The 13509-nt window shown below is 41.1% G+C and carries 12 protein-coding genes; 3 read left to right on the top strand and 9 right to left on the bottom strand.

Annotation, left to right across the window (positions count from 1 at the left end):
* Nucleotides 1-113: 113 nt before the first annotated feature.
* Nucleotides 114-908 (bottom strand): C40 family peptidase, encoded by a 795-nt coding sequence (locus VK179_14540; protein HLO59963.1) that lies wholly within the window; start codon nt 906-908, stop codon nt 114-116.
* A gap of 147 nt (nt 909-1055) precedes the next feature.
* Between VK179_14540 and VK179_14535 the strand changes: the two genes are divergently transcribed.
* The gene (locus VK179_14535; GenBank protein ID HLO59962.1) at nt 1056-3200 is read left to right on the top strand and encodes an HDIG domain-containing protein; all 2145 of its coding nucleotides are present in this window, start codon (nt 1056-1058) and stop codon (nt 3198-3200) included.
* A gap of 81 nt (nt 3201-3281) precedes the next feature.
* On the opposite strand, the gene VK179_14530 is transcribed toward VK179_14535, so the two are convergent.
* Nucleotides 3282-3452 (bottom strand): hypothetical protein, encoded by a 171-nt coding sequence (locus VK179_14530; GenBank protein HLO59961.1) that lies wholly within the window; start codon nt 3450-3452, stop codon nt 3282-3284.
* Between the two features lie 340 nt (nt 3453-3792).
* On the opposite strand from VK179_14530, the gene VK179_14525 reads away from it, so the two are divergent.
* The gene (locus VK179_14525; GenBank protein ID HLO59960.1) at nt 3793-5811 is read left to right on the top strand and encodes a TonB-dependent receptor; all 2019 of its coding nucleotides are present in this window, start codon (nt 3793-3795) and stop codon (nt 5809-5811) included.
* A gap of 25 nt (nt 5812-5836) precedes the next feature.
* Here VK179_14525 and VK179_14520 read toward each other — a convergent pair whose 3' ends face one another.
* The 5 genes from VK179_14520 to rocD form a co-directional block, all read right to left on the bottom strand.
* Entirely contained in the window at nt 5837-6103 is a 267-nt protein-coding gene (locus VK179_14520; protein ID HLO59959.1) for a hypothetical protein, read from the bottom strand.
* Between the two features lie 76 nt (nt 6104-6179).
* Entirely contained in the window at nt 6180-6761 is a 582-nt protein-coding gene (locus VK179_14515; protein HLO59958.1) for a hypothetical protein, read from the bottom strand.
* An 89-nt stretch (nt 6762-6850) separates the two neighbouring features.
* On the bottom strand, nt 6851-7795 hold the full coding sequence (locus VK179_14510) for a hypothetical protein (GenBank protein ID HLO59957.1): 945 nt from the start codon (nt 7793-7795) through the stop codon (nt 6851-6853).
* 133 nt (nt 7796-7928) lie between these two features.
* Nucleotides 7929-9341, bottom strand: coding sequence for an adenylate/guanylate cyclase domain-containing protein (locus VK179_14505; protein ID HLO59956.1), 1413 nt, complete (start codon nt 9339-9341; stop codon nt 7929-7931).
* A 92-nt stretch (nt 9342-9433) separates the two neighbouring features.
* Nucleotides 9434-10660 carry an ornithine--oxo-acid transaminase gene (gene rocD / locus VK179_14500; GenBank protein HLO59955.1) on the bottom strand — a complete coding sequence of 409 codons (1227 nt, stop codon included), beginning with the start codon at nt 10658-10660 and terminating at the stop codon, nt 9434-9436.
* A gap of 225 nt (nt 10661-10885) precedes the next feature.
* On the opposite strand from rocD, the gene VK179_14495 reads away from it, so the two are divergent.
* Nucleotides 10886-12349 carry a tryptophanase gene (locus VK179_14495; protein ID HLO59954.1) on the top strand — a complete coding sequence of 488 codons (1464 nt, stop codon included), beginning with the start codon at nt 10886-10888 and terminating at the stop codon, nt 12347-12349.
* A gap of 229 nt (nt 12350-12578) precedes the next feature.
* Here VK179_14495 and VK179_14490 read toward each other — a convergent pair whose 3' ends face one another.
* Together VK179_14490 and VK179_14485 are read right to left on the bottom strand one after the other, a co-directional pair.
* A complete protein-coding gene (locus tag VK179_14490; protein HLO59953.1) occupies nt 12579-12932 on the bottom strand; it encodes a response regulator transcription factor in 354 nt (117 codons plus the stop codon).
* 171 nt (nt 12933-13103) lie between these two features.
* A complete protein-coding gene (locus VK179_14485) occupies nt 13104-13481 on the bottom strand; it encodes a response regulator (protein ID HLO59952.1) in 378 nt (125 codons plus the stop codon).
* Between the last annotated feature and the right edge of the window lie 28 nt (nt 13482-13509).

The raw sequence follows: 13509 nt of genomic DNA, 5'->3' as shown, positions 1-13509 counted from the left end.
CTTTGGCTGTTTGACTTGGTTAAGAATTGCCTGTGCTGACAGATTGCTTCGTCGCCAGAGATTATGGTATAATCATTGATTTGTGTGGCTCCTCGCAATGACGGCTCTGTTTCTCAAACCATCCTCTTAATGGAATGCAACGTATGGGAATACTCCTGCCGCTTCAGGTTGAAAATTCCCTTTTCGTCAAGCCGGTCAATATGTACATAGCCTGAGCTGTGGATGATTTCAGAAGGTGATATCACCATCCCTACATGAACCACGTTGCCTTCATCGTCTGCAAAAAAGGCGACATCACCGGGCTGCGCTTCTCTGACATCGGGCACTAACCGGCCTTGTTCCGCCTGCTGATCGGCATCCCGTTGAAGACTGATGCCATGTATCTTAAACAGATTCTGAATAAATCCTGAACAGTCGCATCCAAAGGTTGTCCGACCACCCCACAGGTAGGGTGTATTTAAAAAGTAGGCAGCCGTTTTATTAATGGATTCAAATCCCTTAATGGCAAACTTTTCAAATGACCATCGGATATGAAAAGTAATGCCATCGATTTCAAACGAATTTTTCTTTGTATTCAGCCCCGGGAGAGTGCTTCCGGCAACTATCTGCATCGGGGGATAACCTGTTTGCTCAATGCTCATGATCAGGCATGTCTGGACAGGTTGATTTTTTTCTGATTCAAGATGATGATAAAATTCCGCCGTTAAGGAAGAATGCATGGAACAATCTATCCATCCGGTGTAATTATCGTACCGGTTTTTTATCTCAAAAAATCCGTCCCTTTCGTTTTGAATTTCGTAATGTTCTCCAAACAATAACTGGCTCACCATTTCTGCCTCTTCAGCAGGGTCGCTTCTCATCGGGATTATGCTTAACAGTGAAATGCCATATTCTGAATTATACTCCATATTGTTTAATGTTGATATTAAAGGCTTGAACATCAATTAACGATCATTGTTTATCACTAGTATACTCCAAAATGGTTTACTTTGTATAATATTTTGTTAAAATTCGTGTGTTTTCAACTAATATACAACTAGCATCGAAATTTCACAATGAATAAATATTTACAGCATATACGTTATAACATCCGCACAATTCTGACCATTGCGTGCTTTATGCTCACATCGGTCATTATTGTGTATTTTCTTCCGCGTGAGGGCAGGTTTATGTTTGAATATCAGAAAGGCGGATTCTGGAAGCATGAAGATCTCACTGCACCATTCAGTTTTCCGATAGCAAAATCTTCAGTTGAAATTGCTGCAGAAAGAGATTCAGCCCTTAAAGGTTACCGGCCGATATTTACTTTTGATAAGACAATTGCTGACCAGCGCCTGCAGGAACTGGGGGAAAGCTTTTCAAACGCATGGGTAAATTATTCAATTGACAGTTTAAAAATACCTTCAAGAGACGCTTATCGCCGGGATAGCCGCTATAACGCGAACCGGCAGCTGGAAAATCAGTATCGCGGATTTTTAAAATCGGTTGTACGGGATATTTACCAGAGGGGAATAGTTGATCTTTCACCCATTGAAGAAAATAACCGGAATAAATACGGTGAAATCGTGGTTGTAAGAAATAACATTGCCGAAACCACACCGATTGCTGATCTGTACACACCAAAGAGTGCCTACGAGCGGGTGGTTGAAAGGCTGCATAATGGCATTCCCCGCAGGAATAACCTGTTGATAAGGAAATACGACAAGTTTTTTAAGGATTTTGAAATCAACAATTTCCTGGCTACCAATGTAATTTACGATGAAGAAAAATCAACGACAGTTCTTAAAAGCCTTATCAATGGTATTTCCCCGTCACGGGGACTGATCCAGGAAGGACAGGGCATCATTTCGCGAGGCGAATACATAAGCGATTCCAAGTTTATGGCTCTTGAATCACTTCGCAGGGAATATGAGCGAAATCTCGGCTTCATGCAAAGACAGCTTGTGATTATTGGCAAATTCATTCTTGTATTAACTTCATTGCTTGTTCTTTACATGTTTTTAAGACGATTCAGAAAAGAAGTACTTGAAAGCAATATGAGAATAGCCTTTATCCTGTTGATCGTACTTATGATGGTGATCATTGCGAGCACTTCCCTAAGGTTCGGGCTTTTCAGCATTTATGTACTTCCCTTTGCCATACTGCCCATCGTTCTTAACACCTTTTTTGATTCAAGGCTGGCCTTATTTGTGCATTTCATCACGATTCTTCTTGTAGGATTTTTTGTGCCCAACGGTTTTGAATTCGTTCTTCTGAACGTGGTAGCCGGTATGGTTGCCATTATAAGCCTTACGGATGCCTATCGCAGATCAAAACTTGTTGTGACTGCGGCCTTTGTCATTTTAACCTACTCGGTAATATACATTGGCATAGGACTTGTCCAGGAAGGAGACCTAAGGCAGATCGACTATAAGTATTTCAGCTGGTTTGGTGTGAACGGACTGCTCATTCTGATCTCATATCCTCTCATCTATGTGTTTGAGAAAACATTCGGTTTTATTTCCGATGCCACACTCATGGAGTTATCGGACACCAACCAGCCGTTGCTGCGAAAGCTGGCTGAAAATGCACCGGGAACGTTTCAGCATTCATTGCAGGTAGCCAACCTGGCTGAAGAAGCCGTTCATCACGTGGGCGGAAATCCCTTGCTTGTAAGGACCGGCGCTCTCTACCATGATATCGGCAAAATTGATGAGCCGCTTTATTACATCGAAAACCAGTCGAGTGCCATTAACCCGCATGACAATCTGGAATTCGAGCAAAGTGCAAGGATTATAATTGATCATGTAAGGAAAGGTGTAGAGTTGGCTAAGAAAAACAAGCTTCCGGAGCCTATAATCAATTTCATCCGGACACACCACGGAACTACTACCGTTCAGTATTTTTACAGGTCGTTTTTGCGAAAATATCCTGAAGCCGAAGTTGATGTTAGGAAGTTCTCTTATCCCGGTCCGCGGCCCGATTCAAAAGAAACTGCCATAGTGATGATGGCCGACTCGGTTGAAGCCGCTTCCAGGAGTCTGAAATCAATAACCGAAAGTACTATTGATACGCTGGTGGATAATATTATTACTTCGCAGATGACTGATGAGCAGTATAATGAAGCGCAAATTACATTTAAGGATATTACAACAATAAAAGAGGTATTTAAAAAGCGATTGCAGAATATTTACCATGTAAGAATATCCTATCCTGCATAAATAAAAACACCCTTCAAAGTTTATAACCTTGAAGGGTGTACTTTTCTTTAATTTCTTCCCCTTTAAATGTAATCTGTTTGATTACTGAACAGGAGCAGCTGTTGTATCAACTGCAGCGGTGTCAACTGAAGGAGTAGTTTCTTCAATAACAGTCTGATCAGTTGCAGCGGGTTCAGTTTTCGATTTGCATGAACTAAGGGCAACAACACCACAGAAAGCAAAAGCAACAAACAAATAAGCTATTTTTTTCATTTTCTTAAAATTTGATGTGAATGATAGTTTATTAAACGGCACAAAAATAGTAATTTTATTAAAACCATTATTATCTTTTTTCATTAATTTGAGTACGAACGTTTTAAATTAAAATCAAAAAAAACAATATTACGCAATAACTGCCTTCTTATGCCTCAATAAATATCATTCTTTCAGTTTGTTATAGAATAACATTTCAGTACGGAATTATGTTCATAATTTTCAACAGAAATAAATCCGGTTGTTAATAACTTTTTAACAAGACGGCTGCTTACGTTGAACAAAATAGCGGACAACTGTTTATCTGTAAGATTACATTTGCGGTTTGAATATTCACCTGATGAAAGAAAGAAATTACTCCACCCGAGCGGTTCTTTGTTTTAAATCATGGAGCAGGAAAAAAAATTCCATTCTCCTTAGTTTATCCAGAATAATTAAAATCGGGGTACTCTGTATATCGTATTCCCTGGTTGACAAAAATGCAATTGCTTTTTCTCAGACCGACAGTTCATCGGTTAAGGAACTACAGCAGGTTGAAATTACAGGTAGGCGAAGCCAAATTATTTCAACAGAAATTGCCCGCATGGTCACTGTCGTACGGCGCGATGAGATTGAGAAAGCAGGAGTAACAGGAATAACCGATTTACTTGAATATATATCCAATCTGGATATCCGGCAAAGAGGCTTATTTGGTATCCAGGCAGACGCGAGTATCAGGGGGAGTTCTTTTGATCATATCATGGTACTTATAAACGGAATTAATGTATCCGACCCGCAGACAGGCCATTACAACCTCGATATACCGTTAGATCCTGAAACTATTGAAAGGATCGAAGTGCTGGAAGGTCCTGCAGCCCGGGTTCTCGGACCGGATGCTTTTATGGGAGCGGTTAACATAATTACCCGGAAGAATCCGCAATCCGTTTCCGTTTCCCAGTCCTTCGGAATGTATGATCTCATCCGCAGTCATGCCGATGTGGGTTTCAATACAGGCGCATTCGACCATTTCATCTCGGCCGGAAGGTCATCCTCTTCAGGTTATATGAAAGATACTGATCATAAGCTTAACAACTTTTATTACAGGGGAGGATATCATTCCGGTGCTACAGTGGTTGATTTTCAAGCCGGTTACCAGGATAAGAAGTTCGGTGCAGCAGGTTTTTATTCACCAAAATATCCCAACCAGTATGAAGAAACAGGCACTTTTTTTTCGAGCCTGAGGCTTACGAGTGGCAATTCGGTTAAAATTTCACCTGTTATTTACTGGCGTCACAAAAACGATCATTTTGTGCTCTTCAGGGATAACCCGGCCCTATATCAGAATTTTCATCTGACTGACCTGCTGGGAAGCCAGTTAAGCGTTACCTGGTCGGGTGATATAATAACTCAGAATTATGGATTGGATGTTCGGGCCGACAATATTTACAGTACCAACATAGGATTTGACATTCCCGATCCCATAAAGATCAGAGGGACGGATAGCCTCTTTTATTCAAAGCAATATCAGAGGGTGAATTTTTCTGCCTTTGCAGAATACGTTGTCAAAATTAACCGGTTAAGTCTTACGGGTGGACTTATGATAAATCGCAACACGGGCTTTAAAAACAAGGTATCCGTTTTTCCCGGACTGGATGCAAACCTTAAAATAGGAAGTTCAATTTCTGTCTTTGGCAGCTATAACAGGGCACTTCATTTACCTACTTTCACCGACCTGTTTTATAAGGATCCTGTAAACCAGGGGAATCTCAATCTTGTGCCTAACCGGATCAATTCTTTTGAAGCAGGAATAAGAAACTCAGCCGGACATGTTAACCTGAAACTGGCAGCCTTTTATAACAAGGGCCGCGATGTGATTGAGTGGTTATGGTCGTACAATACAAATAGCTTTAAACCGGTGAATGTTAACCATTATGAATCAGCCGGTGTGTCATCAAACATTACAGCTCGTATATCACAGCCGTTTCCTGTAAAAGTAATTTTGAATTACACATGGTTAACGATTCATAAATCCATTCCGGATTCCGTTGCCAAATATTACAATCTGAAGCATAAACTCGCAATAGGCCTGTACATCGAGCCTGTTAACCATTTTTCAGTAACCTGGAATATAAGTTATCAGGACAGATTCGGATCAGCAGTTGTATACAATGAGGATTCAGGTTTCTCGCAAATCGCTTATAAGCCTTTTTGGCTCATGGATTTAGCTTTTTCCTGGTCCTTCAAAATGGTGCAACTGTATACCGAAGCGAGCAATTTGCTTAACAGGCAATATATTGATGCAGGCTCCACAAGACAACCAGGCATATGGGTCAAAGGCGGAGTTAGATTTAGTTTCCCCTTGAAAAGAAGCATACAATAGAGAATTGTCTGCCTCTGTAATCACTTCACTGCACTTCTTCCCTGACCTTCTTGGTAGAATGTGCTTTAATAACCCTCAGGTTCCTGCCGGAAACATCTTTGCCATCCAGGGCATTGATTGCTTCCATAGCTTCCTTTTTATCAGGCATTTCTATGAAGCAATAACCTTTTGATTTCCCGGTTCTCTTATCACGGATGAGTTTGATGGATTCAACACTCCCCATAACCTCGAAGATTTTTCTGATTTCATCTTCGCCCAATGTGTAACTGATGTTACCAACGTAAATAGTCATAGAATGATGGAATTAGGTGAGGTAAAGTTTATTAAAAAGCAAAACAAAAAACAAATAAAATATTGGATTTCAAGTTTCAGATTTCATTCCAATTCTCGCCTCTTTTGATACGGCTTATCTGCATCTCAGAGACTTTGAATGTTTTAGCCAGCACAGCTCCGGAAATCCCCATATTAAGCTGATGCTTAATAATGCGTACATCCGTAATGCTTAGTTTAGTGTAATGTCTCGGATCCGGAGCCTGGTAGCTCGATCCCAGGAAATCTTTCCAGCCGTTCCATTCTTTATAAAAATACTCGGGACGTGAGGGAAGATTGGAAGGACGATCTTTCCATTTCAGGTATTCTTTCGAATTTTTAATTCCGGATTCCCTTACCACACGTGAAGCATCACGATAATTAAGGTAATACCTCGATTTCTTGTGTTCCGGATAACCGAGAAAATCTCCCCAGCCTTTCCATGTACCTTTTCTTATAAAATATTCATCAGGAATACGTGGGAACTTCCTGGGAAGTGGCTTTTTTGACCGTTTATATGCATCAAACTTTCTGGCAGAAGTTACCCCAAGTGGAACAAGATTTTCAATTGTGTACTTGCTCGCCAGGCTGTATGACCATTTCAACACATCATCCCAATCGCCGAATTCAAGCTTTTTCATAGCAAGAAATGGTTCAGACTAAACTTAATACTTAATTGATTCTGGATAGAAAGACTACCCGCTTTTCGTTTTTAAGAAACACTTATGTGTCAATCAAGTTCATCGTTAATGAAAGAAACTTTCACAATAACGGGATTGGCCGCGGGGTGGCCGTGTTCGGAGTTGATTTTCAGGTCTTTAAGGATAATTTCCCAAAGCTTCACATCTGGATATCTTACGCTAAGCAGCATGGACATCATCGAAAAAGTTTTCGGACCCTGGGGAAGAATAACGACCTCAGAGTCGATTCTTTCATCCAGGCAGCATGAAGTCAGGAGTGAATTGATCTGCTCGGGCCGGTCGCATTCATAGCGGATTATGTTTTGCGGATTTAATTTTCCAAGCAGGCTTTTATTGTTTTCTTCTACCAGTTTACTGTATTCAGGATCATGACTACAGTTTGGGATAAACGCCAGCAGTTTTTGCGGCTTCACTTTATTCACCGCTTCGATAACCGTATTATGATTGTTATCAAGCGCTACAATCATAGAAACAGGTTTTTTTTCATTAAGATTGTCACGCTTGCGTATTATCGGACCAAAATAATCAATGGATTGTTTTCCGGGTTTTTTATCAAAAACTTTCGGCGTATATGAAAGGTAAAAATTGACTTCCTCAACAGGGTAATTATTCCTTGTTATTCCATCGATAAACGCAGCATACCATTTCTTAGGCATGCAGGAATAATCAATGAGTACGTTTATTTTTCCGCCGCTGACTTTACATATCTCATTTAAAACCGGGAGTATGTTTTCGAATTCATGATTGGCTGTGGTCCGGTTAACAAACCCGAACTTTTCGAATACCGGAAGAAATTTTCCTGCTTTTGGATCAATTTCTGGTGGTACAAGAAGAATTTTTCTTGAAACGGCATGGTGTAGTTTTTCAGCCAGGAAATAACATCTCGGTTGTTGTCCGATAGTCGCAACCATGCAGTTAATTTCGCCATGGGCGATATCTTCCAGATCGAGTTGCTTTAAATTAGTTAGTTCCATTTGTCAGATGAACCTTGCTGTTATTAGTCGGGGTTGTCTTATGAAATTACGTAATGTGAAAGGGCAGGTTGTGTTTATTATGCAGATAGTATAAATGAATTGGTAAATAGCAGAATTTTTTACATGAATGTATTTACAGTTTATTTACATAATTCATCATTAATTCATTTGGAAGTATACCCAGTTTGTCCTGGGAGAATTCGGGCTTGATGCGGTTAACAAAGTACATATCGATTTTCCCGAGATTCTTTGTTTCGATTTTTCCCCTGTAATCGCAGTCAAAAAAATCTTTAATATAATCGTAAGTGATACCTGAAATGTTGACCATTCCCACATGTCCGCCTTGTTCCATGCGACTTGCAACATTTACAGTGTCACCCCAGATATCGTATGCAAAGCGCTTTTTACCTACAACTCCTGCCACAACAGGTCCCGTATGGATCCCGATGCGAAGTTCCCATACCTGCAGATTGTTGAGTACCTTGGTGTCATTGAGTGCATTAAGATAGCTCTGGATTTCAAGACCAGCCAGAACCGCGTCAACGGGGTTACTTTTGTTGCTCAGAGGAAGCCCCCCTGCACACATATAGGCATCGCCGATCGTTTTGATTTTTTCGATATAGTGCCGGCCGGTAATCTCATCAAAGGTTGCAAAATAGGAATCCAGGATATTCACCAGGTCTTTTGGGTCGAGCGTTTTACTAATCCTTGAGAATCCTTTAAAGTCAGCAAACAAAACGCTCACCAGTTTATATGAACGTGTTCCGGCCCGCCCTTTCGATTTAAGCTGTTTGGCCACCTCAAAGGGAAGAATATTCAGAAGAAGTTTTTCTGATTTCTCCTGTTCCAGTTCAATGGTTTGCTTTTGAGAGTTTATTTCCTGCTTTTGTTCTTCAAGCAGAACGTTTGTTTTTTCAAGAATTCGTGCAATTTCCTTAATCTTTTCGTTCTGGGCGTGCAACTCGTCTTCCTTATTCCTGAACTTGGTTATATCAATTTCGACAGCAATAATTTCATCAATTTTGCCTTCAGCATTAATTTGAGGATTGAAAAACACCTGCAACCAGAGTTTGGTTCCGTCATGTGCCTTTACACGGCAGATTGAATTTATTGGACTGGCTTCAGCGAGGCATTTATTGAATAGATTGCCGATCTCGGAAGCCGGATCAACTGAAAAGATCGTGCTGCCATGGCATTCAAGGTGTTCAGGCAATTCAAAGCCGTGAATTCTGCTGAAGCCATCATTTACCCATTCAATATCACCTGAAGGTTTGATAACGATAAAAGAGAAGGGAACCTGCACTGATCCGGAAAGAAATTTGATCAATACATCACGTTCTTCTTTTATTTTCTCAATTTTCTTAGTGATTTCGTCGCCTGTGGCAATGAATTCGCAGGCTTTCTTCAGTCTCACTGCCAATTCTTCTGCCGGAACATTACGGGCAAAGCCATCCACGATACCGGCGTCGATTGATGAATGAATCACCCCGTCGAGTACCTCCTTATTGACCTTTTTGTCGTCGATAATAAGGACTTTATATGCCATACGAGAATGTTATCAGCAAATAGAGATTAAACGTTGAATTTTCCCGCAAGGTTATAAAAAACCCCGCATTTTAAAGTGCGGGGCTCAAAAAATTAGTGAAACTGGTTCAGTGTGTCTTTTATGATCTCGATGGCTTCCATAATCTGGTCTTCTGTAATCACCAGCGGGGGAGCAAAACGGATAATATGATCATGTGTCGGCTTGGCCAGCAACCCGTTGTTCATCAGGGCAACGCAAACGTCCCAGGCTGTTTTTCCGTTTTTCGGCTTAATCACAATGGCGTTAAGAAGTCCTTTCCCGCGGACGGATTCAACCATATCATGGTCGCGCTCAAATGTCTTGAGTTCTTCACGGAAGATAGTACCCAGCTTTTCAGCGTTTTCTGCAAGCTTTTCTTCAACAAGAACCTTGAGTGAAGCAATTCCCACCTTGCATGCCAGGGGGTTTCCTCCGAAGGTTGATCCATGTTCTCCCGGTTTAATGCACAGCATGATTTCGTTATCGGCAAGCACTGCTGAAACGGGTAAAACACCACCTGAAAGAGCTTTTCCCAGGATGAGGATGTCAGGTCTTACATTTTCGTGGTTGCAGGCAAGCATTTTACCTGTACGGGCAAGGCCGGTCTGTACTTCATCGGCTATGAAAAGTACATTCTTTTTATGGCAAAGATCATAAGCACCCTTAAGATAACCGGGATCAGGAACAAAAACTCCGGCTTCACCCTGGATAGGCTCAACAAGGAAACCAGCCACATTGGGTTCTTCAAGTGCTTTTTTAAGAGCGTCGAGATCATTATAGGGAATTACGATAAAGCCCGGAGTAAAAGGACCAAAACCTTTGAAAGAACTGGGATCAGTTGACATTGAAATTACAGTGATGGTTCTTCCATGGAAGTTGCCATCACAGACAATTATTTTAGCTTCGTTTTCAGAAATTCCTTTCTTTTCGTACGCCCATCTTCTGCAAAGTTTCAGCGCACTTTCAACACCCTCGGCACCGGAGTTCATGGGCAACAATTTATCATAACCAAGCAACCCGGTTGCGTATTTTTCATATTTACCAAGGCAGTCATTATAAAAAGCCCTTGATGTTAAAGTCAGCTTCTTGGCCTGCTTGCGCAATGCTTTAATAATTCTGGGGTGGCAGTGGCCCTGGTTAACCGCCGAATAGGCAGAAAGAAAATCGTAATATTTTTTTCCTTCCACATCCCATACAAATACTCCTTTACCTTTCTTAAGAACAACCGGCAATGGATGATAATTATGCGCTCCGAATTCGTGTTCCAGATTAATAAAATCCTGGCTCATTAATGTTGTCATGGTCGAATTGTTAAATTTTTTATATAATATTGAATTTAATTACGCAAGATTTGCATTTATATTCAAAGATACTATGACAAATCGCATAGAAGAGACCAAAATTATAATAAGCTTTTATAAGAATTGAAAAAAGGTACAAACATTTTTTTCAATCCTGTTGCATATATATAACTTCCGATTATTTTTGAAAAACCAAATACTATTTAATACACTAAAACACTTCACATGGAACAAAACGGAATGCCGGTGGTAAAATTTTTCAGTGGAAAAAAGATACCTGTAGAATTACATAAAGTAAGGATTGTCCAGAAGCTTAACCTTAAAAAAGTGGATGAGCGTTACAGGGCAATTAATGAAGCAGGATACAATACATTTCTGCTTAACACCAAGGACGTCTTCCTTGACATGCTTACCGACTCAGGTACCAATGCCATGAGTGACAATCAGCTGGCATCAATGATGCATGCTGATGATGCTTATGCCGGATCCCAGAGTTTTTACCGCATGGAAGAGGCCCTTCGTGATGTATTTGGTAAGCACTATGTATTGCCTGTTCACCAGGGAAGGGCTGCCGAAAATATCATATCAAAAGCATTCGTTAAACAGGGTGACGCCATACCCATGAATTACCATTTCACCACCACAAAGGCCCACATGGAAATGAACGGTGGTACCATATTCGAAATATATACGGATGAAGCGCTTAAAATAAAAAGCACAAACCCTTTTAAGGGCAATATCGATATTGCAAAGCTGAAAAAACTGATTGCCGAATACGGTGCTGAGCATGTTCCTTTTATCAGGATGGAAGCATCCACAAACCTTATTGGAGGACAGCCGTTTTCAATTCAGAATATGCGCGAAGTTCGTGCAGTGGCCGATCAGAACAACATCATTATGGTTCTGGATGCCAGTCTGATCGGTGAAAACGCTTATTTTGTAAAGATGCGTGAACCGGGTTTCAGCAATACTCCCGTGAAAGACATACTCAGGGAAATGTGCGGCCTTGCCGATATAGTATACTTCTCAAGCAGGAAAGTAAGTTCAACCCGTGGCGGCGGTATTTGTACGAGCAACAAAGACCTTTACATGAAGATGCGAGACCTGGTTCCCTTGTTCGAGGGATTTCTTACATACGGCGGTATGTCGGTAAGGGAAATCGAAGCCATGGCTGTAGGTCTTTATGAAACTACAGATGACACGGTGATCAGCCAGTCGCCTTCATTTATTGCCTATACAGTTGAAGAACTCGACAGGCTTGGAGTACCGGTAATCACCCCTCCGGGTGCACTCGGATGTCACATCGACGCCATGGGCTTCCTGCCTCATGTACCGCAAAGCCAGTACCCCGCCGGAGCTTTGGCCGGAGCTCTTTTCATCGCTTCAGGCTGCCGCGGAATGGAAAGAGGTACCATATCAAGTGTGCGCGATGAGAACGGCAATGATGTACTTGCTGATGTTGAGTTGCTCAGACTTGCATTCCCGCGTCGCGTTTTCACATTATCACAAACTATGTTCCTTATTGATCGCGTGAACTGGCTGTATCAGAACAGGGAACTGATCGGCGGATTGCGTTTTGTTGAGGAACCTCCCGTATTGCGTTTCTTCCTCGGAAGGCTTGAGCCTGTTGGCGACTGGCCACTCAAACTGATGAAGAAATATAAGGAAGATTTCGGAGATTCGCTTTAAGATATTCGTCATTGCGAGCACCGGTTCCTCCGGTGCGAAGCAATCTGCCAGCACTGGCATAGCAATGCAAAGACTGGTGCCGGATGCTAAATAAAAAAAACCTGCCATCGGCAGGTTTTTTTTATATCTTATGTCTCTATGGTCCCTATAGTCTCTATCGTCCCTAACACCGAACACCGTACACTGATTTAAGAATAGTGAAGTAGTTCCGGTTTTAAATTTGCATCTGTCACGCCAAACTGCTATTCACAATACTCATGAACTTATTCTTTTCAAGCGGTTTTGTACAGATACCCTGGATACCGAGTTTTTTGGCCATATAAAGATAAAATGGTTCGCCACCGCTTATGGCTATGATTTTTGTTCCCGGATAATCACGTTTTGCCTGCCTTATCATCTCAATACCTTCCATGCCGGGCATGATCAGGTCGGTAATGACAAGGTCATACCGGTTATCCGACATTTTACCCAATCCTTCTCTGCCATCTGCTGCTTCATCGAGAATTACTTCCTCATCAGTAAACAGGTTTACGATAAGCTTTCTCATCAGCATGTTGTCATCCACTACCAGAATTCTTTTCATAATTTTCTACGCTCAGGTTAATAATACAGCAGCGTTTACATTAAAAACGAATTCCGCCTGACGGTGTTGCGCTTATTTAAGCAAACGACCTTATTTGTTGATCAACATCAAAAATCGATGGATAAAAACAAAAATGCCGGTCAAACAACCGGCATTTCATCAATTATGTCTTTATTCCATTTTCAGGATCTCTTCAACCCGGTTAACAAGGTATTGTATATCAATGGGCTTCCTCAAAAAATCAACTGCCTCAAGATCCTTGATCTTTCTTGCATTTTCATCATCGGAATTGATGGCTGAAATAACAATCACAGGTGTGGTTTTTGTCTTTTCATTTTTCCTCAGCTGATCCAGGAAATCAAATCCACTGACCTTTGGCATCAGTAAATCCAGTAAGATAAGATCGGGTATTTGTTTTTCAATCCTGTTAAATGCTTCCCTTGCATTCAGCGCTGATTCAATATGATAACCCTTTTCTGTTAAAATGGCTTCAAGCAAAACAATATTAGTTGTGGAATCATCAATTACCAATATCCTCGGCTGTTTCATGACTGCAAAAAATACGGATTTAAATTTT

It is taken from the genome of Bacteroidales bacterium, assembly GCA_035299085.1.
In the GTDB taxonomy this organism is placed as follows: domain Bacteria; phylum Bacteroidota; class Bacteroidia; order Bacteroidales; family UBA10428; genus UBA5072.
This window is presented reverse-complemented; position numbering and strand designations above follow the sequence as displayed.